The following is a 21,976-nucleotide window of genomic DNA, read 5'->3' as shown; positions in this document are numbered from 1 at the left end:
GCGGTGGTGGCCGATGCGGAGGTGGCGGTCAACGGGACGTCCTCACTCTCGGGTCGAGGAGGCTGTAGGAGAGGTCGACGAGCAGGTTCACCACGACGAACACCGCGGCGAAGAACATGACGGTGGCCTGCACGAGCGGGAAGTCGCGGTTGGAGATGGCCTCGATGGTCAGCTGCCCCACGCCCGGCCAGGAGAAGACCTGTTCGGTGAGGATGGCGCCGCCGAGCAGGCTGCCCACTTCGAGGCCGACCACAGTGATCACGGGGAGGGAGGCGTTGCGCAGCGCGTGCACGAAGATGATCTTCAAGGGTCCGAATCCCTTGGCCCGTGCGGTGCGTATGTGGTCCGAGGAGAGCACGTCGATCAGCGACGATCGCAGCAGTCTCGCGACGACGGCGACGGAGTAGACGGCGAGTGTGACGGACGGCAGCACCAGGTTGGCGAACGTGCCGTAGCCGGAGGCCGGCAGCGCGTGCAGTCCGACGGCGAAGACGAGGATGAGCAGGATGCCGACCCAGAACGGCGGTGTGGACTGGCCGAGCAGGACGCCCGTCATCACACCGCGGTCGGCTGCCCGGCCGCGCCGCATCGCCGCGACGATGCCTGCGGGCACGGCGACGCCGAGGGTCACCACGATGGCTCCGGCGGCGAGTTCGAGGGTGGCGGGCAGCCGGTCGGCCAGCACGCGGCTGACGGGCTCGTTGTAGAAGAGGGAGTTGCCGAAGTCGAAGCGCGGCAGGCCCCACAGGTAGTCCAGGTACTGGGTGATCAGGGGCCGGTCGAGCCCGAGGCTCGCGCGGAGTGTGGCTTCCTGGTGCGCGGTGGCGTCGGGCGGCAGCAGCAGCTTGACGGGGTCGCCGGAGAGCCGTACGAGGAAGAACGACACGGTTGCTGTGCACAGCAGTACCAGCAGGGCGGTGCCGACGCGGGTGAGCACCATGCGCAGGACGCGGCCCCCGCCGCCGCGCCGCGCGGCGGCCCCTGGCCCGGTGCTGCCCGGCTGCCCCGCGGAGGGGGCGGGGCTCAGTGTCACGTCCGTCATCGGGACACCTCCGCGCTCGCCATCTTCAAGACGCCCGCGGGGCCCGGCTTCCAGTGCGGGCGCCGGTTGCGGGCGTAGATGTTGTCGATCTGGTAGAGCGGCACGAAGGGCGCCTCGTCCTGGATCAGCCGCTGGAGCGCGGAGAAGGCGCGGCGGCGCTCGTCCGGCGAGACGGCGAGTTCCTCCACGTCGACGAGGTGGTCGGCCTCCTTGTTGTGCCAGCGGCTCTGCCTGCGGTCGCTGCGCACGTTGGACTGGAGCATGGACTCGCCGTCCAGGGTCCACACGGTGCTCGCGGCGAGGTACATGGGGCCCAGGGCTCCGTGGTCGTTCGAGGTCAGCCGGTCCGAGTAGGTGCCGGGGTCGATCAGGTCGACCTTGGCGTCGACGCCGGCGCGGGCGAGGAGCCCGGAGACGGCCTCGGCGACGTTGGAGTCGATGTTGGACGCGGTGAGCCGGGTGGTGAAGCCGTGCGGGTAGCCCGCCTCGGCCAGCAGCCTGCGTGCGGTGGCGACGGAGCGGGTGAAGGGCTTGACGTCCGGGTCGAAGCCGAAGGCGCCGCGCGGGATCATCGCGGGCACCTCGGTGGCCTTGCCGCCGAGCACGGCCTTGATGAGCAGGGGCACGTCCACGGCGTGGTTGAGCGCCTGGCGCACGCGCTTGTCGTGCAGCGGCCCCTTGTCGAGTGTGTTGAGGGAGAGGTAGGAGGTGCGGATGCCGGTGTAGCTGTCGAGGGAGACGCCGGTGTACCCGTCCAGCTGCTGGGCCGCGTCCGGGGTGAGGCCGGTGACGAGGTCCACGCCGCCGCTCTGCAGGGCGGCGAGCGAGGACGACGCGTTGGGCGCCGGGCTGAAGACGAGTTCGTCGACGTCCGGGCGTCCGGCCCAGTGGTGTGCGTACGCCTTCATGCGCAGCTGGTGGTCGCGCTGCCATTCGGCGAACGTGAACGGGCCTGTGCCGACGGGGTGTTGTGCGAAGCCGTGGTCGCCGACGCGGGCGAGGTAGCGGGGTGGCACGACGACACCGCCGAAGAGGGAGACCTTCTCGGGAATGATCGGGTCGTGCAGTGAGGTGTGCAGGTCGACGGTGTGCTTGTCGACGACGGACACGCCTTTGACGTACCGCAGTTCGACGATGGGCGACTTGGTGGCGGGATCGAGCAGTCGCTCGATGGAGAACTTGACGGCGGCGGCGTCGCACGGCTCGCCGTTGTGGAAGGTGACGCCGGGCCTGAGTGTGAAGCGCCAGGTGAGCGGGGAGACGACCTTCCACGTCAGGGCGAGCCGCGGGTGCAGCCTGCCGTCGGGGCCCCGCGTGGTGAGCGTGTCGAACATGTTGATCAGGGCGTTCATCGACGTCATGTCGCCCTGCTTCTGCGGGTCCATCGTCTTCGGGTCGCCGGTCTGGGAGACCCGCAGGACGTTGCCGACACGGCTCGCGGGGTCGGCGCCGCAGGCGGTGAGCAGGGCGGGCGCGGCGAGCGCCGGCGCGAGGAGGGCCCCGAGGCGCAGCACGTCGCGACGGGGCGGCCCGTCGCGGCGCGCACGTCCCGGCCGTATTCGTTCCATTGAACAGCACATCCGTTCCGTCAGATGGAATGCGGTTGGGTTAAGCTAAGCGACATGGGGAAACCGGTCAACACCCGCCGCAGCGAGCAGGAGCCCGTCAAGGGCCCGGTCGACAAGGCGATGGAGGTGCTCGAAGCACTGGTCGAGGGGGGTGGCGGCCCGCACCGCCTCGGCGAGATCGCCCGCCGCACCGGCCTGACGAAACCGACCGTCCACCGCCACCTGCGCACCATGGCCGACTACGGCTTCGCGCAGGTGGCCGAGGGCGGCAGTTACCGTCCAGGCCCCCGGCTGCTGGGGCTCGCCGCCGCCGCGCTCGACGCGGGCCCCGGCCTCGACCTCGCCCGTCCCGTGCTCGCGGATCTGCGGCAGCGCACCGGGCTCCTCGCGTACTACGCGGTGCGCGACGCGGACGAGGCCGTCTTCCTCGCCCTGTCCGAGCCCTCGCGGGAGTACCGGATGAGCGCGCGTCCAGGCGGCCGCGCGCCGCTGTACTGCAGCGCGGCCGGGCTCGCGATGCTGTCGGCGCTGCCGCCCGCCGAGGTGAACGACGTCCTCGACGGCGCGGGCCCGCTGCCCGCGCGCGCCCCGCACACGCTGACGGATCCGGCCGCGCTGCGGGCCGAGTTGGCCGAGTGCGCGCGGCGCGGGTACGCGGTGGACGACGAGTTCGAGGAGCAGGACGCGCGCGCGGTGGCCGCGCCCGTGGTCGGCGCGGACGGCCGCGCGGTGGGCGCGATCGCGGTGCGCGGGCTGACGTTCGCCCTGGACGCGGCGGGCGTCGAGCTGTTCGGCCCGATGGTTCGGGCGGCGGCACGGACCGTCTCGTCCGGCCTGTCGGGGGCGCCCAGGCTCGGCCTGGTGGCGGACGGGGGCGGCGCGTGAGCGCGCTACGGGCGATCCTGGAACGCGGCAGGGCCGAGCGGGTCTTCTCGGCCGCGGCCTGGTCGGTGGGCACGGCGGACGAGGTGCTGGACCGCGGGTGGCTCGGGACGCGCGCCTGGGACGACGGCGCACCCGAGGTCGACGTCAGCGCGCTGTGGGACCTGGCGTCGGTGACCAAGCCGATCGTGGGGCTCGCGGTGATGGCGCTCGTGGACCGCGGCCTCCTCACCCTGGCCGACACGGTGGCCGAGCACCTGCCCCGGTATGCCGCGACCGACAAGGCGCACCTCACGGTCGGGCAACTGCTCTCCCACACCTCGGGGTTGCCGGGCCAGGTACCCATGTACCGCGATCACCCCACCCGCGAGTCGCTGCTGACAGCGCTCGGCACGCTCCCGCTCACCGGCCCGCCCGGCACCCGGGTGGCCTACTCGTCCCAGGGGTTCATGCTGCTGGGGCTGATCGCCGAGGCGGCGTCGAGGCAGCCGCTGGACGCGCTGGTCGCGGACGCGGTGACCGGCCCCCTGTCCATGGCGGACACCGGATTCGCGCCGGACGCGGCGGGACGGGCCCGCGCGGTGGCGACGGAGCGCTGCCCGTGGCGCGGCAGGACGGTCGCCGGGGAGGTGCACGACGAGAACGCGGTCGTGCTGGGCGGCGTGTGCGGGCACGCCGGCCTGTTCGCGCCGCTCGACGACATGGAGCGGCTCGGGAGGTCGCTCGCGGGCGGCGCGCGCGAGGTGCTGCGCCCCGGCACGTACGCGCTGATGACGGCGCCGCACACGGACGGCCTCGGCCTGCGCAGGTGCCTCGCGTGGCAGGGGCTCGACCCGGTGGGCTCCCCGGTCGGCACGGCCTTCGGGCCTGCCTCGTACGGGCACACGGGGTTCACGGGCACGAGCGTCTGGGTCGACCCCGGCGCCGGCCTCTACGCCGTCCTGCTGACGAACCGGGTGCACCCGACGCGCCAGGGCGACGGCATCGGCGCCGTGCGCCGCACGTTCCACGACACGGCACACCCGGAGTACGCGGCGCACGCGGGGCGAGCACAAGCGGCGGGGCACGCGGGGCGGGCACGAGCGGCGGGACACGCGGGAGACGCACAGTAGGCGGCCGCGCGCGCGTTACCGGGCAGCGGCCGGCCGCGCCCGGCGGCGGGGCCGGTTGGCGCAGCACAGCACCCGCTCGTGCGAAATCGGCGCGGATCACACGGCTGCGCGCACAGGGCGGGAAGTAGTCGACGCAACCGGGCGCGGGTGCGACGCGGAGCGGTTCGTCCTTCGCGCGCGACCGTGCCGAACCCCTGTCCTCGAAGGGCTCTGAGTTGTACTACAGACAGATCTCGACGCGGCGCGCCCGGCTGGCCGGTGCCGGCGCCCTCGCCCTGGCCGCCACCACCGCACTCGCCGCGTCGAACGCGCACGCCGCCGCCCCCGCCGCGCCCGGGCCCCAGGGGCTGTCCGCCGCGTCCGCCGGGTCGCTGGCGGCCCGGTTCGACGCCACCTCCCAGGGCTCGTTCTACGACTCCGCGCACCGGCGACTGGTCGTCAACGTCCTGGACGAGTCGGCGGCCGACACCGTACGCGCGGGCGGGGCGACGCCTCGGCTGGTGTCCAACTCGCTCGCGGACCTGAGGTCCGCCACCGCGACGCTCAAGGCGAAGGCGAACATCGTCGGCACCGCCTGGGTCATCGACCCGAGGGCGGACAAGGTCGTGGTGACGGCCGATCGCACGGTGGACGACGACAGGCTGGCACGGCTGAACAAGATCGTGGGCGATCTGGGCAGCCGGGCGGTGCTCGAAAGGAGCCCGGGCAAGCTGTCGTTGTCCATCGCGGGGGGCGACGCCATCTGGGGTGACACCGCCCGCTGCTCCCTGGGCTTCAACGTCGTCAAGGACGGCACCCCCTACTTCCTGACCGCCGGTCACTGCGGAAAGGCCGTCAAGACCTGGTCGTCCACGCAGGACGGGACGAAGATCGCGCAGACGGAGACCGTGAGCTTCCCGGCGAACGACTACTCGATCGCGAAGTACACGGACACCACGGCCCGCCCCAGTGAGGTGGACCTCTACAACGGCAAGACCCAGCCGATCACCGAGGCCGGGACCCCGCTGGTGGGCCAGTCCGTCGAGCGCAGCGGGAGCACGACGAAGACCCACACCGGCAAGGTGACCGGCCTCGACGCCACCGTCAACTACCAGGAGGGCACGGTGAGCGGCCTCATCAAGACCGACGTGTGCGCCGAGCCCGGCGACAGCGGCGGCCCCCTGTTCGACTCGTCCACGGCGCTGGGCCTGACCTCGGGCGGCAGCGGCGACTGCACGTCAGGCGGCGAGACGTACTTCCAGCCGGTCCCCGAGGCGTTGAAGGCCCTGGGGGCGCAGATCGGCTGACGGGAGCGACACCACAGTCTGGGGATTGAACTCTGCAACATGCAGAGTTACGCGAGGCTTTGCCCCATTTGCCCCATATGCCATGTGTGTGTTGCGATGGATCTGCAAGCGAAGAGCCGATCGAAAGGGGATGGTGGGGATGGCTTCCGTCGAACCCGTGATCCGCGACCTCACTGAGCTTCAGGACACGGAACTCGAAGCGGCGCTCAACCCGCTCGAGGCGGCCGGCACCTTCCGTGACACGCGTGAGTGCGCGGCGCTCGCGCTGGCCGGCGGCCAGGGAGGGATCCTGCTGTCGCCTCCGACTCCGCGGCCGAAGAAGGGCTGACGGGATTCCATGACGGAGCAGTCAGGCACCTCCACCCGCCTGACGGGTGCGGTGCAGGACCTCGCGTTCGAGGTGGTCTCCGCTCTCAGGAGCGGGGACCACGTCGGCGGTGTGTGCGGGGGCGCCGGCATCGGCGCGGACGACGGCCTCGGCCTCGCCGCCGTACGGGTACTCGGCTGTGACGTGCTGCTGCCGAGCACCATGCTCGGCCGCCCCGCCGACGCGGTCGACCTTGCACTCTTCCAGCAGGCCGTCTCGGTCTTCCCGCCGGCGCAGGACGCCCCCGCCGTCTCGGCGTGGAGCCACTGGGCCATGACGCGTACCCTGCTGCGCCTCGCCGGCACCACCGACGCGGTCAGCACGTACCCACGGCCGGGCGGTCCCCCGGCCGCGGAACCCGGCGCGGCAGCGGCCGACGGGGCGGCACCGGCCGGCGAGGTGGGCGCCACCGCCGCCGAGCCCGGCACCGGCTGGCTGGACGACGCGCCCTGGCAGACACTGACCCACCAGCTCGCCGTGCTCGCCGCGCTCGCCGTGCCGGGCGCCGACAGCGGCGTCGCGCGTGTCGCCGCGCGCAGGCCGGTGGACGTCGCACGTGGCTTCGTGCGGGCCGTGCGCCGCCGCGACTGGCTGCAGGCCGCGGGCGCCGGAAGGTGGCTCTCCGTCGCCGGCGGGGCCCCGGACACTCTGGGCCTCGACGCGGGCCTGACCTTCGTCGCGCAGATGGGCGCGCCCGACGCGCGCGTCGCGCTGCACGTCCACGTCGCACAGGAGCTGCGGGCGGGGACCACCGCGTGACCTCCCCGGGGGCGGTCAGAGCCGTCGGCGAGGCCGCGCTCGGCTGGATCCAGGACCACCGCGCGGACTTCCGGCTCGGCGAGGACGCGCTCGACCCGGCCGGGGACGTCAACCGCACGTGGAAACCGCTCGGCGAACTCGCGCAGGTCAGCCTCTCCGTGCGCCGGGCCACCGGCCCCGGGGACCGGCTGCACGACACCGCGGACGGCCTGCTGCGGTACGCCTGGACGTTGACGGGCAAGGGCGCCTTCTTCCACGACGTCCTGCGCCTCGAACCCTTCTCCACGTACGCCCTGGAGATCTACGCCGCCTTCGCCGCGGCGGGCATGCGGCACGCCCCGTTCGAGGAGCTCGCGGCGACGATGGCGGGCACGCGCGGCTGGCGGCTGACGGAGCAGCAGCCCAACCGCCGCCTGGGCGTGCTCAACTCCGAGCGCCGCGTCGGGCTGCCCCAGCACCGCTCCCCCGAGCGGGCGCTGCGCGCCACCTGGCTCGGCGGCCTGCCCGAACCGTGGACGTTCGAGACGGCCTCCGGCTACACGCTCACCCATGTGGTCTTCCACCTGACCGACTGGGGCGGCGACGCCTCGCGCGTCCCCGGCGACATCGCCTCGTACCTCGGCCTGTGGCTGCCCGCCTGGCTCGACTCCTGCGCGGAGGACGACCAGTGGGACCTGCTCGCCGAACTCCTCGCCGTGGCGGCCGCGTTGCCCGAGCCGCCACCACCGGCGCTGCTGCACGGGGCGTGGTCCGCGCTCGCCGCGGCGCAGGACACCGGCGGCGGCCTGCCCGAGACCGGCCCGGGCCGCCACGGCCGTACCGAGCGGCGCGGCTTCGCCGACTGCTACCACTCGACCCTGATGGCCGCCTTCGCCGCCGCGCTCGCGCTGGGCGGGCACGACCCCCGTCGAGACAGTGAGGGAGCCCCGGCATGACCACGACCCCGGCGGCCGCCACGGCCGCGACCTCCCTGCTCCACTCGGTGGGCGCGCAGGCCGTGGAGTGGCTGTACGCGCACCGCGACGGCTTCCGGCTGGAGCCGGACGTCGACCCGGAGACGGGCTTCCTCGAACGGTTCAAGCCCGTCGGCGAGGTCGCCATGATCGGCTCGGTCCTCTTCCGCGAGGGCGTCGCGGGATCGCGCCAGGCGGACCTCGTCAGGCGGCTGCTCGACCATGTCTGGCACGAGACGCTGGACAGCGGGCACCTGCTCGTACGGGGACAGCGCATCGAGCCCGTCTCGCCCATCCCGTTCGAGGTGTACCTGCCGTTTCGCGAGCTGGGGTACGCGGACCCCGAGGTCGAGCGTGCGGTGCTGATGAACCAGCGGTGGCGCGGCTGGGCCGCTTTCGAGGTCAAGCCCGTACGGCGGCTCGGTCTGGCCTTGTTCCGGCGGCGGTTCGAGGCTGTCGCGGCGCCGGAAGGCGCGGGCCGGACGGCGCGGATGGACGAGGCGGACGCCGACTTCCGCGCCGCCCTGCGCGACACGTGGCTGGCGCGCCGGCCGGAGCCCTGGACCGTCGAGGGCCACATCGGCTACGACATCACGCACACGGTCTTCCACCTCACGGACTGGGGCAGGAACCCGCGGGGGCTGCCGGACGACCTGGCCGGCTACCTGGCGCTGTGGCTGCCCGCCTGGCTGGACGACTGGCTCGACCTGGAGCGCTGGGACCTCCTCGGAGAGCTGCTCGTCGTCGACGCGTGCCTGCCCGAGCCGACGCTCGACGCACGCGCCTGGGAGGCCTTCGCCGCGGCGCAGCAGCCCGACGGGGCGATGCCGGCCATCCGCACCATGCCGGAGGGCAGCCCAGAAGAGGTCTTCGACATCGTCTACCACTCGACGCTCGTCGCCGCCTTCGCCTCCACGCTCGCCACCTCGCGTGCCATGGCGCGCCTGACCGGCGACCCGGCATGAGCGGCTGCGCGCCATGACGAGCACGACGGACCGGCCGCGGAGTGTCCTGGACGCGGCAGGCGACCCGTCCCGGGCGCTGGACGAGGCCGTCCGCGCGATGGACGCGCCCGACGCGGTCCTCGCGTACTCCCGTGACGGCGTGCGGAGCGTACGCCACGGCGGTACGGCGCCGCCCCCGGCCGAGCCGCGTGAGGCACTGCGCTACGAGACGGGGTCGGCGTCCAAGCCGTACACGGGGCTGCTGCTGGAGCGGCTGGCGCGGGACGGGGCCGTGGACCCCGGCACGCCGGCCGCCGCGCTCCTCGCCCCTGGGCGTCCCGTCGGCCGCGATCCCGTCACGCTGACGCACCTGATCACCCACACCTCCGGGCTCCCGCCGCTGCCCGCGGACCTGTATCCGGGGGCGGTGCGGCACTGGCTGACCAACCCGTACGCGCACTACACGGCGGACCGCGTGATCGCCGCCTTCCTGCGGGCGCGCCCGCGCCACCGCCCGGGCACCCGGTGGCGCTACTCGAACTTCGGCGTCGCCGTCCTCGGCCAGGCGCTCGTGGCGGCCACCGGGACGCCATGGGCGGAGCTGGTGACCGGCGGTGTGCTGGCGCCCCTCGGTCTCACCGGGACGGCGCTGGCCCCCGCGGGCCCCGGCATCGACGCGACCGGGCACACGGCCGACGGCACGAAGCCCACACCGCCGCTGCTCATCGGCGGCTTCGAGGCGGCCGGAGCGGTCCGCGCCACCCCCGGCGACCTGCTGTCGTTCCTCGATGCCCACCTGCGCCCGGCCGGGCCGCTGCGCGAGGCCCTGCTCGGGGTGCGCCGCCCGCTCCTGCGCCGCGGGCACGGCCACGCGCACGTCCACACCCTCACGTGGTTCCGCCACGAGACCGACCGCGGCCCCCTCTACTTCCACGCGGGCGCCACCAGCGGCCAGCAGACCTTCCTCGGCTTCGTCCCCGACACGGCCACCGCGCTGGCCGCGGCCTGCACCCGCCGCTGCCGCCTGCGCGACACCTTCGTGACGACGGCGTACGGCCTGCTCGCGGGGTGAACGGGCGGGCCCGCTATCCTGGAGCCCTTGTGGTGCCCTTCTCCGGGCGCCGCGCGGCGGTGGGGCCCGCCGTACCCGAACCGCGGCAGCCCGCCGCCAACGGTCCCTACTCGTGAAAGACCGCCTCCGCGCACGCGGACGTGCCACCACGCGTAGGGAGAACCATGCCGTCTCAGCGGACCGGCCCGCCGGCTTCGGCAGAACCCATCGATCCCGATACCGGCCTCTCGGCCTCCCCGCGCCGCCGCGAACCCCGGCTCCCGCACTACACCGTCCTCGGTGTGATCGCCGTCGGCGGCGCGCTCGGCGCCGTCGCCCGCTACGGCGCGTCCCGGCTCTGGCCGGCGGGCACGGACGGCTTCCCCTGGGCGACGCTGACCGTCAACGCGGTGGGGTGCCTGGTGATCGGGGTCTTCCTCGTCGTGGTGAGCGAGGTGTTCTCCGCGCACCGCCTGCTGCGCCCGTTCTTCGCCACCGGCGTGCTGGGCGGCTTCACCACCTTCTCCACGTACTGCGTGGACATCGTGCGGCTGGTCGACAGCGGGCGCGCCGGGCCGGCGCTGGCCTATCTGGCCGCGACGCTGGTCGCCGCGATGGCGGCGGTGAGCGCCGGCGCGTGGTCCACCCGCCGCGTCGTCGCGAAATGGGGCGAGCGGTGAGCGACATCCTCCTCGTCGCCCTGGGCGGCGCCGTGGGCGCGCCGTTGCGCTATCTGACCGACCGGGCCGTGCAGTCGCGCCACGACACGGTCTTCCCCTGGGGCACGTTCACCGCCAACGTCGTCGGCTCGCTGATCCTCGGCGTCCTGACCGGCGCGGCCCTGGCGGGGGCGGCGGGCCACACCCTCCAGGTGCTGCTGGGCACGGGGCTGTGCGGGGCGCTGACGACGTACTCGACGTTCTCCTACGAGACCCTGCGCCTCGCCGAGACCGGGGCGCGGTTCTTCGCCGTGGCGAACATCGCCGCCTCGGTCGTGGCGGGTCTCGGCGCGGCCTTCGCCGGCTTCGCCGTGGCGCAGAGCCTGTTCGGCTGAACTGGCTCGTCCGGTCGCCTGCTTGATCGATGGCGCTACTTGTCGAGGGGTGAGGGCCCGAAGGACACCTCGATGTCCTCGAACCCCTTCAGCTTCTGGATGGCGGCGTAGCGGGTGTAGGCGAGTCTGTCGCCGTGCGTCAGCAGGACGCGGTCGGTGAACGGGGTGAGCAGGCTGCGCGGCCACAGCCGGAACGCCCGCACGGTGCTGATCTCCGCTCCGAGCACGAAGACCAGGGCGCCGAGGAAGATCCAGGCGAAGAGGCCGAGGACGATGCCGAACAGGCCGTAGGTGGCCGTGGCGCCGCGCAGGATGTGGTGGACGTAGTAGTTGCCGCCCCACTGCACCGTCTGCCAGACGCAGGCCGCGATCAGCGCCCCGCCTGCCACGTGCTGCACGGGCTGCGCCCGGTGGGTGAGGACGTGGTAGGCCGCCATCAGCATGGCGGTGGTGAGGACGATCGCGGCGGCGTTCAGCCCGAGCGTGGAACCCGTCCCGATGCGGGTGCCGAAGATCCGGGGCACCGACGCGACCACGGACAGGGCCGAGGTGAGGATCAGCCCGGCGACCGGCACGACGAGGAAGAGCAGCCCGCGCACCCGGGAGCGCAGTGGGTTGAGCCGTTCGCACCTGGGCACGGCCCAGATGTTGTTCAGCGCGTTCTGAGCCGCCGTCATGACGCCCGATACGCCGTAGAGGCTGCCCGCGATGCCGCCGGCGAGGGCGAACCCGTTGCTGCGGAAGGAGTGGATGTTGTCGCCGATCTGACCGCCGATCACCGGGAACTGGCTGAGGGCCGAGTGCAGCACCTGGTGCTGCAGGTGCGGATCGTTGTGCAGCAGGCCGCTCAGGGCCGTCACGAGCAGGAGCAGCAGGGGGAAGAGCGCGAGGAAGCCGTAGTACGTGAGGAGCGCGGCGAGGTAGGGCCCCTGGTCGTCGAAGAACTTGTAGACGACGGCCAGCGGCAGACCGAGCCACCGGTGCCTGCGCTGAAAGATGTCGACGCGCTGCACGGCTGTCATGTGTTCCCTTCCGCCTCCACTCGCCGGTCCACTCTGCATGAAGAGGCTGCCCGCACCGGGCGCGGTCGCCACCCGCCCGCGGCGAGGGGACGGCGTGTCCCCCAGGTGGCCCAAGCCCGGCGGGCCGCCGCCCGCGAGGACCGCGCACGTCATGTAGGTAATGCGGAGACCATGCCTCGCGCCCAACCCGCCTGCCACCGACAGGAGTCAGTCATGCCCACCATCACGTCCACGGACGGCACGGAGATCTTCTACAAGGACTGGGGGCAGGGCCGGCCGATCGTCTTCAGCCACGGCTGGCCCTTGTCGTCCGACGACTGGGACGCCCAGATGATGTACTTCGCGGGCCGCGGCTACCGCGTCGTCGCCCACGACCGGCGCGGCCACGGACGCTCCGAGCAGGTCGCCGACGGCCACGACATGGACCACTACGCGGACGACCTGGCCGCGGTGGTCGCGCACCTCGACCTCCACGACGCCGTCCACGTCGGCCACTCGACCGGCGGCGGCGAGGTGGTGCGCTACCTCGCCAGGCACGGCACGGGCAGGGCCGCCAAGGCGGCGCTGATCTCCGCCGTGCCGCCGCTGATGCTGCGGACCGACGCGAACCCGGGCGGCCTGCCCAAGTCCACCTTCGACGGCTTCCAGGCCCAGACGGCGCAGTACCGGTCGGCCTTCTACCGCGACCTCGCCGCCGGCCCGTTCTACGGGTTCAACCGCCCGGGGGCCGAGCCCGTCGAGGCGGTCGTCGACAACTGGTGGCGGCAGGGCATGATGGGCGGCGCCAAGGCCCACTACGACGGCATCGTCGCCTTCTCCCAGACGGACTTCACCGACGACCTGCGGAGCATCTCGATCCCCGTGCTGGTCATGCACGGCGACGACGACCAGATCGTCCCCTACGCCGACTCCGCACCGCTGACGGCCGAGCTGCTGCAGAACGCCACGCTCAAGACGTACGCCGGCTTCCCGCACGGCATGCCCACCACCCAGGCCGACGTCGTCAACGCCGACCTGCTCGCCTTCATCGAGGCCTGAGCGGCGGCCCCGCCTGCCCGGCCGGCGGGCCGAGGGAGTGCCGGCCGAGGGAGTGCCGGTCGGCCCAGCTCGCCCGTGTGACGGCGTGGATCGCCGCGCGCGCGTGCTCCGGCGCCAGGCCGGTCGTGCACACCGCGAGGACGTACGGGGGCGCGTCGGCGGGCTCGATCAGGGCCGCGTCGTGCTCCACCCCGTCCACCCAGGCGTTCTTGTTCGCCACCTGGACGCCGGCCGGCAGCGCCGCCGGTATCCCGTCGCGGTACTCCTGCTCGCGGTACGGGGCGAGCAGGGCGGTGTCACCGGCGGCGCCGGCCAGCAGGGCGCCGGCCGCCGCGGCGGTGACGGTGTTGGTGAGCCCGGCCTCGATGGCGGCACGGTCCCCGATGGGACGGGTGACCACCAGGCCCGGGGGTGCGCAGGCAGCGACGGCGGGCAGCCCGACCGCCTCGACCACCAGGCTCGTGGCGAGGTTGCTGCTGGCGCGGATCATCCGATGGCACAGCCGGCCGAGCGTCATGTGCGCGCCGAGCCGCTCCCAGGGCACCTCGTCGTTGTCGTCGGCACGCTGTACGCGGTAGTGGCCGCGCACCACGGAGGGGAACCGGTCGTGGACCAGGACCCGCTCGCCGAGGTCGAGATTCCGGTGCGCGGCGCGCAGGACGGCCGGCTTGATCAGGCTCGCCGCGTAGTGCGTACGGTCCGCCTGGTGCGTGAAGGCGGCCCGTTCGTCCAGGCGGGAGCACCACACCAAGACGACGCCTCCGTCCGCACGCCGGGCGGCGAGCGCCGCGCCGAGGTGAGGCGTGTCCGGGGCGGGGCCGGTCACTGCGGCTGGGTGAGCTCGACCGGCCGGCCGGTGAACTTGCGCACCAGGACGACCACCACCCCGATCGCCAGCCAGATCAGGCCGCCGATCTGGGCCTTGGCGTCGGCGTTCCAGAGCACGTAGGCGATGATCGCGAACCCGATCAGCGGCACGGCCAGGTGCACGCCGTAGGTGCGCTGCCGCTTCTTGACCAGGTAGTACACCCCGACAGTGACGTGCAGCATCAGGAAGGAGAACAGCGCGCCGAAGTTGACCAGACTGGACAGGAGACCGACCTGGCCGACGAAGAAGACGCCGAGGATCAGGCTGACGGCGCCGACCAGCAGCACGGCGCGCTGCGGGACCTTGCGCCGCGGGTCGACGTGCGCGAGGAACTTCGGCAGCTGCCCGTCGCGGGCCATCGAGAACAGCAGGCGCGATGTCGCCGCCTGGGCCGCGAGCGAGTTGGCGAGGGCGGCGGACAGCGCCACCGTCAGCGCGACCACGACCTTGAACCAGGTGCCGCCGACCAGCCGCGCGACGGTGTAGAAGGCGTCGTTGGTGGCGGTGTCGCCGGCGAAGTGCGTCTTCCCCGGCAGCAGCAGCCCGGCGAGGAAGGTCTGCACGACGAAGAGTCCCGCCACCATCAGCAGGGACAGCACGGTGGCACGGCCGACCATCTTCGAGCCGCCCTTGACCTCCTCGGCCAGCGTCGAGATGGCGTCGAATCCGAGGAAGGACAGGGCCGCCACGGAGATCGCGCCGAAGACGAAGCTGACGTGGAACTGGTCCGGGTTGTACAGCGGATCCCAGCTCCAGTGCGCCCCGTTGACACCCCTGGCGACCGCGATGACGCCGAGGACGATGAAGAGGGCCAGGACGAGCGCCTCACCGATCAGGAAGACGGTGTTGGCCATCGCGAACAGCTTGATGCCCGCCAGGTTGACCACCGTGTTGACCGCCACGAAGATCACCACCCACACCCACTGCGGCACGCCGGGCACGACGGACCCGAGCGCGGCCGCGCCGGTGACGTACAGCAGGGTCGGGATCAGCAGGTAGTCGAGCAGGATCGCCCAGCCGGCCAGGAAGCCGGCGGGCGCGCCGAGCCCGCGCCCCGCGTAGGCGTAGACCGAGCCGGCCACGGGGAACGCGCGCGACATCGAGCGGTAGCTGAACGCGGTGAAGATCATCGCGACGCATCCGATGGCGTAGGTCAGCGCGACCATGCCCTTGGACTCGTTGAACACCGAGCCGTAGATGGCGAACGGCGCGGTGGGCACCATGAAGACGAGCCCGTAGATCAGCAGGTCCTTCATGCCGAGGCTGCGCTTGAGCTCCTGGGTGTACCCGAACTCGGCGAGCGCCCGCTCCCCGGACGCGGGGCCGCTGCCTTGCGCGCTGCCGCCGCCTTGCGCACTACGGACCATGCCGAACCTCCTGCCGACCGTGCTGAGACCTGGCCATCCTGATGAAAGAATGGTCAGAAAACAAGACCTTAAGTTCGCCGAGGCGAGGACGGGCTGGCAGGCTGAGCCAGGGCGCAGCGGTGAGGGAGGGGATCGCGTGGTCCACGAAGAACGTCCGGGTACGCAGCCGGACGCGGACGCGTCGCCGGGGCGGGGCGGCCTTGGCACCCTGCGGGTGCCGAGCGCCGTGGACCAGGTGGCCGACCGGCTCCTCACCGCGATCGCACTCGGCGAGTTCAGCGTCGGCGAACGCCTGCCCGCGGAGCGCGAGTTGGCCGCGATCCTGGGCGTGAGCCGGCCGACGGTACGCGCGGCGGTGGCGAGGCTGCGCGACATCGGATGCCTCGACGTCACGCGCGGCAGGGCGGGCGGCCACTACGTGCGCTCCGGGTGGCGGGAGGAGTCGGCCCCCGCCGTGCGGCGCACACTGGAGCCCCGATGGGAGCAGACCAAGGCGCTGCTCGACGCCCGCGGCCTGGTCGAGTCGCTGATCGCCAGGACGGCGGCCGAGCGGCGGGACGCGCGGGACATCGAGCGGATGACCGCCGCGCTCGCCGAGTACACGGAGGCCGCGACGGCCCCGGCGACTGGGCCAGGCGCGGGACCAGGCGCGGGGCCGGCCGCCGGGACGCGGATCCGGCGGTCGGACGCCGCGCTGCACCACGCGATCACGCGGGCGGCGAAGAACGAGCCGCTCGCGCTCTACAGCCGGCAGCTGCTGCGTGACATCAGCGCGGGCTTCCCGATCGAGCCGTACCGGGGCAACGCGACCGAGCGCGCGCTGGCCGACCACCGCGCGCTGACGGACGCGGTCGTCGCGGGCGACGGGGACACCGCGGCGAGCGTGGCAGCGCGCCACTTCGACCTGACGGAGCAGGCGCTGCGCGCAGCCCTGGAACGCAGCCTGCGCCCCGCCGACCGGCCCGCGCCGGAGGCGTGAGGCCTCTCGCCGCGCTTACGCCCTGAGCCCGTCCAGCATGGTCTCGATGATCGGTTCGAGGTAGTCGGGGGAGCCCTCGATCCTCGCGATGGCCACGATCAGGTCGAAGATCTGCTCCAGCGTGAGGTCGTCGCGGATCTCGTGTGCGTCCTGCGCGGCGGCCAGCAGCGGCCGTCCGGCGTCGAGCGCCCGTCCGCGGCGGCTGGGGACACCGCCCTCACCGGCGTGGACCAGCAGCTCGGACACGATGAGGCGCTTGTGCGGGATGAAGTCGAACTGGCGGCGCAGCCAGACGGTGAGCGCCTCGCCCGGAGCCTGGCCCTCCTCGATGACCGCTGCCTCGCAGAGCGCGTCGACCTCGTCGGCGTAGAGCGCTTCGAGCAGCTCACGGCGCCCGGGGAAGTTGCGGTACAGCGTCGCCATGCCGACGCCCGCGCGCCGCGCGATCTCGGCCATGGAGAGGGACGTCCCGCCGCCGGCGAAGGCGTCCCGGGCGACCGCGAGGATCCGGTCGCGGTTGCGTTCGGCGGCGGCCCGCCTGGTGGGGAACGACGCCTTGTCCGAAGCCATGTCGCTGGTCCCTTCGCTCCTGGCGCTCTGCGCCTGCCACCCGGATCGCGGCAGTGGTGGACAGCCTATCCGGTATCGCTCTACAGTTGGCGGACAGCCTATCCGCCATTTCTCGCAGGCGTGCCGGACAGGCGATCCGGCCATCCGGCCGTCCAGCGATCCGGCCATGCGTCAAGGAGCTGCCCCATGTCTCACGAACGTCCCAGTGTGGCGACGGTGACGTCCCCCACGCGGCCCGCGGCGCAGGAGGTCGCCAAGCCGGGCGTGCGCCTGGCGGCCGTCGCCGCGATCGCGTGCGTCGCCCAGTTCATGGTGGTGCTCGACTCCAGCATCGTGAACGTCGCGCTCCCGTCGATGAAAGCGGGCCTCGGCCTGTCGGTCACCGCGCAGCAGTGGGTCGTCAACGGGTACCTGATCACGTTCGGCGGCCTGCTGCTGCTCGCCGCGCGCGCCGGCGACCTGTTCGGCCGCCGGCGGGTCTTCCAGACAGGTCTCGCGGTCTTCACCGCGGCCAGTCTCTTCGGTGGGCTCGCCCAGGGCGGCTGGATGCTGCTGGCGGCACGCCTGGTCCAGGGCGCGGGCGCCGCCGCGCTCGCGCCGTCGAGCCTGAGCCTGATCACCGCGAGCCACACCGAGCCCGCCGCCCGTACGCGCGCGATGACGTGGTGGGGCGTCGCGGCCTCCTCCGCGGGAGCCGCGGGCACCGTGCTCGGCGGGCTGCTGACCGCGTCGCTGAGCTGGCGCTGGGTGATGCTGGTCAACGTCCCGATCGGCGCGGGTCTGCTCGCCGCGAGCCTGGCCTGCCTGCGGCCCTCCGCGTCCGCCTCCGCCGGGCGCGGATCCGGCACAAACCGGCCCGTGGACCTGCCGGGCGCCGTGACGATCACGCTGTCGGCCGCCGCGATCGTCTACGGCGTGTCGATCGCCCCTGACCACGGCTGGGGCTCGGCCGAGGTCCTCACGCTGCTGATCGGCGGGCTCGTGCTGCTCGCCGCGTTCGTCGCGATCGAGCGCCGCGCGGCCGAGCCGCTGGTCCCGCCCGCGGTGTTCGCCCTCCACAACGTGCGGATCGGCAACGTCCTGACCCTGTGCCTGGGCGTGGTGATCATGACGCCGCTGTTCTTCCTCTCCCTCTACCTGCAGCAGGTGCTGGGGCACAGCGCGCTGCGCACCGGACTCTCGCTGCTGCCGATGGCCGCCGTGATCAGCGTCGGGGTCCTCGTCTCGCAGAGGCTGATCCCCGCGATCGGCCCGCGGCGCCTCGTGGTGGGCGGCGCCCTGGTCACCGCCGCGGGTCTGGTGTGGCTCGCCCGGCTGCCCGCCGACCCCGGCTACGTGGGCGACATCCTGCTGCCCACCCTGGTCGTCGGCGCCGGTACGAGCATGATGATGATGCCGGCGATCGTCGCGGCGACGGCCGGCGTCGCCCCGCGCGACGCGGGCGTGGCCTCGGGCCTGATCAACATGTGTCGCCAGCTCAGCGGGGCCCTGGGCCTCGCGGTCCTGGTCACCGTCGCGTCCACCGTCACCGACCACAGCCGGGCGGCCGGCGCCGCGACCGGCGCCGCGGCCGTCGTCGACGGCTACCGGGTCGCGTTCTACGTCATCGCCGCGATCAGCGTCGCCTCCGCGCCGCTCGCGCTCCTGCTGAGGACGGCGGCGCGGACGGGCGAGCCGGTCAGGGAGTGAGCAGGGTCTTGATGGCGCGGCGCTCGTCCATCGCCTTGTAGCCCTCGGCGACCTGGTCGAGCGGCAGGGTGAGGTCGAAGACCCTGCCCGGGTCGATGCGTCCCGACTGGACGAGGCGGATGAGGTCGGGGAGGTAGCGGCGCACGGGGGCGGGGCCGCCGCGCAGGCCGGCGTGGGAGAAGAACAGCTCCTGCCCGTCCACGGCGACGCCGTGGGGGACGCCGACGAACCCGACGTTGCCGCCGGGGCGTGCGGAGTGCAGGGCCTGCCGCATGGATTCGTCCGTGCCGACGCACTCCAGGACGCTGTCGGCGCCGATCCCGCCGGTCAGCTCCTTGATCCGCCGGACGCCCTCGTCCCCGCGCTCGGTGACGACGTCGGTCGCGCCGAACTCCCGGGCCAGCTCCTGCCGGGGCTCATGGCGTGACATGGCGATGATCCGCTCGGCGCCCATCGCCCTGGCCGCGATCACCCCGCACAGGCCGACCGCGCCGTCCCCCACCACCACGGCGGTCGAGCCGGGCCCGACCTCGGCGGCGTCGGCGGCCCACCAGCCGGTGCCCATGACGTCCGAGACGGCCAGCAGGGACGGCCACAGGTCCTCGCCGGGCACGCCGTCGGTCGCCACCAGGCTGCCCTGCGCGTTGGGGATCCGCACGTAGTCGGCCTGGCACGTGGACATGAACTCGCGGTTCAGACAACTGGACTGGAAGCCGTTCTCGCAGTTGGCGCAGGTGTTGTCCGAGGTCGCGAACGAGCCGACCACGAACTGGCCGGGCGCGACCGCGGTGACCCCGGAGCCGACCTCCTCGACGAAGCCGACGTACTCGTGCCCCATCGGATGGGGTTCGTCGACCGGCTCGACACCGCGCCAGGGCCACAGATCGGAGCCGCACACGCAAGTCACGGCGGTACGGATGATCGCGTCCGTGGGGTGGAGGATCTTCGGGTCGTCCAGCGTCTCGAAGCGGACGTCACCGGGTGCGTGAATCACTGCTCCGCGCATCAGAGGGACACCTTTTCGTGCTCGGGGGCGGGCGGCGCGCCGCTGGGCGGGCGCCGCGTGCGGTCGCGTGCGGGGCGCGCCCGCGTCGGCCCTCGTCCGTGGCCGGCGCGGAAGCACCACGTCATCCAGGTAACCCTTTTCGGCCACGTGTACCGAGTCACTGCCGAAGGGTGTACCGGCAGTACCTCCCCGCCGCTTCAGCGGCCCTGGCGCCCTTGACAGCGCAGAGGCCCGATGGGATCTTTCGCTCGAACCTGTTCGGCTGGCTCCACGTAGCACGCAATTGCACACAAACCCCAACGCGTGTTTCCGGCACCCGCGGTGCCGCCCGGGAAGAGGGATGACAGGACCATGACCGAACTGACGCGGCGCAAGTTCGTGGCCCTCTCCGCGGGCGCGGCCGGTGCGGTGGTCGCGGGGGCCTCGGCAGTGGGCGCGGGCACCGCCGCCGCGGCCGAGACGGCCCGGTCCACCGCCGGCGACCTGACCGCCGCCAAGCACATCGTGATCGTCATGCAGGAGAACCGCGGCTTCGACCACTACTTCGGCACGCTCAAGGGCGTACGCGGCTTCGCCGACCGCAGCGCGATCCGGATCGCCGGCGGCCACAGCGTCTTCAACCAGCCCAACGGCTCAGGACGCCAGTACCCGTGGCAGTTCAGCGCGACATCGCCGTCCGGGGGCGCGGACCCCGAGCGGATGGCGCAGTGCAGCGGCGACCTCGCGCACGGCTGGTCCGACCAGCACACGGCCTGGAACGGCGGCAAGCTCGACGCCTGGGTGGCCGCCAAGGGCAACGTCCGCACCCTCGGCCACCTCACGCGCGACGACATCCCCTTCCACTACGCGCTCGCCGACGCGTGGACCATCTGCGACGCCTACCACTCCTCCGTCATCAGCGCGACCGGCCCGAACCGCACCTACCACTGGAGCGGCACGATCGACCCGGCCGGTACGGCGGGAGGTCCTGCCATCGACGGCGGGTCGGAGTCCGGCCTGCGCTGGCAGACGTACGCGGAGGCGCTGGAGGACGCGGGCGTGAGCTGGAAGCTCTACCAGAACGCCGACGACAACTTCTCGGACAACGCCCTCGCGTACTTCACGCAGTTCGCCGACGCCCCGTCCGGCAGCGCGCTCGCCACCAAGGGCATGGGCTCGGTCCCGCGCAGGACGGGCAGGACCCCGGACGACATCGCCGCGGCCGTCGCGGCCGACGTGAAGGCCGGCACACTCCCCCAGGTCTCCTGGATCGTCTCGGACCAGGCCTCCTCCGAGCACCCCTACGCCACTCCGGAGGACGGCGCACACTTCGTGCACGAGGTGATCAACGCGCTCGCCGCCGACGAGGACGTCTTCAACTCGACCATCATGCTGCTCAACTACGACGAGAACGACGGCTTCTTCGACCACGTCCCGCCTCCCGTGGCCCCGTCCGGCACCGCGGGCGAGTTCGTGAACGGCACCAACATCGGCCTCGGCTTCCGGGTCCCGATGATCGTCATCTCCCCGTGGAGCCGCGGCGGCTGGGTCGACTCCCAGGTCTTCGACCACACCTCGGTGCTGCGGTTCCTGGAGAAGTGGACCGCGGCCATCGGCAAGCCGGCCACATGCCCGAACATCAGCGACTGGCGCCGCCAGGTCTGCGGCGACCTGACCAGCGCGTTCGACTTCGCCCACCCCGTCTACGGCCTGCCGTCGCTGCCGGACACCTCGGCCACCATCGGTCTGGCCGTCTGCGCGCCGGTGGCCAACCCCGCGCCCGTGGACAACGCGCTGCCCGCCCAGGAGCCGGGCACCCGGCCCGCCCGGGCGCTGCCGTACCAGCCGAGCGCCAACCTCGACCGCTTCACCTTCGGCTCCAACGGCGCCGTCCAGTACTGGATCGCCATGGCCAACGGCGGCTCCGCGGCGACCCACTTCTCCGCCTACGTCAACGCCTACCGCGGCGGCGGCCCCTGGCAGTACACGCTCGCGCCGAACGCCACGACCGAGGACTTCTTCAACTGCGGGCCGGCCTTCGGCGACGGCCCCTACGACCTCACCGTCGTCGGCCCCAACCGCTTCCAGCGCCGCTTCCGCGGCGACGCCGGCAAGCCGGGCACCGATCTCGCCGTGACCGCCTACTACGCCGACGCCCCGACCACGGGCAAGCTCGCCGTCTTCTTCAAGCTTGCGAACAACGGCAGCACGTCGACGACCTTCACCATCACCGCCAACGCCTACCGCTCCGACGGCCCCTGGACCTACACCGTCCAGCCCGGCTCGTCCACGAGCGACTTCTTCAACACCGTCTACTACTGCCACGGCTGGTACGACTTCACCGTCACCGCGAGTACGGACTCCAGCTGGTCCCAGCGCTTCACGGGCCACCTCGAAACAGGCGAGCCGAGCCTCAGCGGCTGACCCCGGCGGGGGCGCC

At 72.9% G+C, this 21,976-nt stretch carries 21 protein-coding genes; 14 read left to right on the top strand and 7 right to left on the bottom strand.

Annotated elements, in window-relative coordinates:
- Window positions 1-28: 28 nt before the first annotated feature.
- Window positions 29-1,042 (bottom strand): ABC transporter permease, encoded by a 1,014-nt coding sequence (locus JFN87_RS06560; protein ID WP_209338939.1) that lies wholly within the window; start codon window positions 1,040-1,042, stop codon window positions 29-31.
- Entirely contained in the window at window positions 1,039-2,610 is a 1,572-nt protein-coding gene (locus JFN87_RS06555) for an ABC transporter substrate-binding protein (RefSeq protein WP_209338938.1), read from the bottom strand. The genes JFN87_RS06560 and JFN87_RS06555 overlap by 4 nt, the downstream gene beginning before the upstream one ends.
- A 54-nt stretch (window positions 2,611-2,664) precedes the next feature.
- Here JFN87_RS06555 and JFN87_RS06550 point away from each other — a divergent pair, with 54 nt between their 5' ends.
- From JFN87_RS06550 to crcB (JFN87_RS06505), 10 genes are all read left to right on the top strand, one after another.
- Window positions 2,665-3,495, top strand: a complete 831-nt coding sequence (locus tag JFN87_RS06550) for an IclR family transcriptional regulator (protein ID WP_209338937.1) — start codon at window positions 2,665-2,667, stop codon at window positions 3,493-3,495.
- Window positions 3,492-4,604, top strand: coding sequence for a serine hydrolase domain-containing protein (locus JFN87_RS06545; protein ID WP_209338936.1), 1,113 nt, complete (start codon window positions 3,492-3,494; stop codon window positions 4,602-4,604). The genes JFN87_RS06550 and JFN87_RS06545 overlap by 4 nt, the downstream gene beginning before the upstream one ends.
- Window positions 4,605-4,819: 215 nt before the next feature.
- On the top strand, window positions 4,820-5,890 hold the full coding sequence (locus JFN87_RS06540; protein ID WP_209338935.1) for a S1 family peptidase: 1,071 nt from the start codon (window positions 4,820-4,822) through the stop codon (window positions 5,888-5,890).
- Window positions 5,891-6,029: 139 nt separating this feature from the next.
- Window positions 6,030-6,218 (top strand): hypothetical protein, encoded by a 189-nt coding sequence (locus JFN87_RS06535; RefSeq protein ID WP_209338934.1) that lies wholly within the window; start codon window positions 6,030-6,032, stop codon window positions 6,216-6,218.
- 9 nt (window positions 6,219-6,227) lie between these two features.
- Entirely contained in the window at window positions 6,228-7,016 is a 789-nt protein-coding gene (locus JFN87_RS06530) for a hypothetical protein (RefSeq protein WP_209338933.1), read from the top strand.
- Entirely contained in the window at window positions 7,013-7,951 is a 939-nt protein-coding gene (locus tag JFN87_RS06525) for a DUF6895 family protein (RefSeq protein WP_209338932.1), read from the top strand. The genes JFN87_RS06530 and JFN87_RS06525 overlap by 4 nt, the downstream gene beginning before the upstream one ends.
- Window positions 7,948-8,934, top strand: coding sequence for a DUF6895 family protein (locus JFN87_RS06520; RefSeq protein ID WP_209338931.1), 987 nt, complete (start codon window positions 7,948-7,950; stop codon window positions 8,932-8,934). Before JFN87_RS06525 ends, JFN87_RS06520 begins: the two co-directional genes overlap by 4 nt.
- A 13-nt stretch (window positions 8,935-8,947) precedes the next feature.
- Window positions 8,948-9,985 carry a serine hydrolase domain-containing protein gene (locus tag JFN87_RS06515; RefSeq protein WP_209338930.1) on the top strand — a complete coding sequence of 346 codons (1,038 nt, stop codon included), beginning with the start codon at window positions 8,948-8,950 and terminating at the stop codon, window positions 9,983-9,985.
- Window positions 9,986-10,149: 164 nt separating this feature from the next.
- Entirely contained in the window at window positions 10,150-10,644 is a 495-nt protein-coding gene (crcB, locus tag JFN87_RS06510) for a fluoride efflux transporter CrcB (protein ID WP_209338929.1), read from the top strand.
- Window positions 10,641-11,018 (top strand): fluoride efflux transporter CrcB, encoded by a 378-nt coding sequence (gene crcB / locus JFN87_RS06505; RefSeq protein ID WP_307865330.1) that lies wholly within the window; start codon window positions 10,641-10,643, stop codon window positions 11,016-11,018. Before crcB (JFN87_RS06510) ends, crcB (JFN87_RS06505) begins: the two co-directional genes overlap by 4 nt.
- Window positions 11,019-11,053: 35 nt before the next feature.
- On the opposite strand, the gene JFN87_RS06500 is transcribed toward crcB (JFN87_RS06505), so the two are convergent.
- Window positions 11,054-12,040, bottom strand: coding sequence for a YihY/virulence factor BrkB family protein (locus tag JFN87_RS06500; RefSeq protein WP_209338927.1), 987 nt, complete (start codon window positions 12,038-12,040; stop codon window positions 11,054-11,056).
- 213 nt (window positions 12,041-12,253) lie between these two features.
- On the opposite strand from JFN87_RS06500, the gene JFN87_RS06495 reads away from it, so the two are divergent.
- The gene (locus JFN87_RS06495) at window positions 12,254-13,078 is read left to right on the top strand and encodes an alpha/beta fold hydrolase (RefSeq protein WP_209338926.1); all 825 of its coding nucleotides are present in this window, start codon (window positions 12,254-12,256) and stop codon (window positions 13,076-13,078) included.
- Here the strand turns inward: JFN87_RS06495 and JFN87_RS06490 are convergent.
- Both JFN87_RS06490 and JFN87_RS06485 read right to left on the bottom strand, forming a co-directional pair.
- Complete coding sequence (locus tag JFN87_RS06490) at window positions 13,065-13,904, bottom strand: serine hydrolase (protein ID WP_209338925.1); 840 nt, start codon at window positions 13,902-13,904, stop codon at window positions 13,065-13,067. The two genes, JFN87_RS06495 and JFN87_RS06490, sit on opposite strands and share 14 nt — an antisense overlap.
- Window positions 13,901-15,313 carry an APC family permease gene (locus JFN87_RS06485; RefSeq protein ID WP_209338924.1) on the bottom strand — a complete coding sequence of 471 codons (1,413 nt, stop codon included), beginning with the start codon at window positions 15,311-15,313 and terminating at the stop codon, window positions 13,901-13,903. The genes JFN87_RS06490 and JFN87_RS06485 overlap by 4 nt, the downstream gene beginning before the upstream one ends.
- A gap of 136 nt (window positions 15,314-15,449) precedes the next feature.
- On the opposite strand from JFN87_RS06485, the gene JFN87_RS06480 reads away from it, so the two are divergent.
- Window positions 15,450-16,292 carry a FadR/GntR family transcriptional regulator gene (locus tag JFN87_RS06480; RefSeq protein ID WP_307865329.1) on the top strand — a complete coding sequence of 281 codons (843 nt, stop codon included), beginning with the start codon at window positions 15,450-15,452 and terminating at the stop codon, window positions 16,290-16,292.
- 15 nt (window positions 16,293-16,307) lie between these two features.
- On the opposite strand, the gene JFN87_RS06475 is transcribed toward JFN87_RS06480, so the two are convergent.
- Window positions 16,308-16,862 (bottom strand): TetR/AcrR family transcriptional regulator, encoded by a 555-nt coding sequence (locus JFN87_RS06475; protein ID WP_209338922.1) that lies wholly within the window; start codon window positions 16,860-16,862, stop codon window positions 16,308-16,310.
- 186 nt (window positions 16,863-17,048) lie between these two features.
- Here JFN87_RS06475 and JFN87_RS06470 point away from each other — a divergent pair, with 186 nt between their 5' ends.
- Complete coding sequence (locus JFN87_RS06470; RefSeq protein WP_209338921.1) at window positions 17,049-18,551, top strand: MFS transporter; 1,503 nt, start codon at window positions 17,049-17,051, stop codon at window positions 18,549-18,551.
- Here JFN87_RS06470 and JFN87_RS06465 read toward each other — a convergent pair.
- Entirely contained in the window at window positions 18,541-19,557 is a 1,017-nt protein-coding gene (locus JFN87_RS06465) for a zinc-dependent alcohol dehydrogenase family protein (protein WP_209338920.1), read from the bottom strand. The two genes, JFN87_RS06470 and JFN87_RS06465, sit on opposite strands and share 11 nt — an antisense overlap.
- Before the next feature lie 351 nt (window positions 19,558-19,908).
- Here JFN87_RS06465 and JFN87_RS06460 point away from each other — a divergent pair, with 351 nt between their 5' ends.
- Window positions 19,909-21,960 (top strand): phosphocholine-specific phospholipase C, encoded by a 2,052-nt coding sequence (locus JFN87_RS06460; protein WP_209338919.1) that lies wholly within the window; start codon window positions 19,909-19,911, stop codon window positions 21,958-21,960.
- Window positions 21,961-21,976 lie beyond the last annotated feature (16 nt).

Origin of the sequence: Streptomyces montanisoli, from assembly GCF_017813245.1 — a bacterium.
GTDB lineage: Bacteria > Actinomycetota > Actinomycetes > Streptomycetales > Streptomycetaceae > Streptomyces > Streptomyces montanisoli.
The sequence above is the reverse complement of the archived record's forward strand: the minus strand, read 5'-3'. Positions and strand labels throughout refer to the sequence as shown.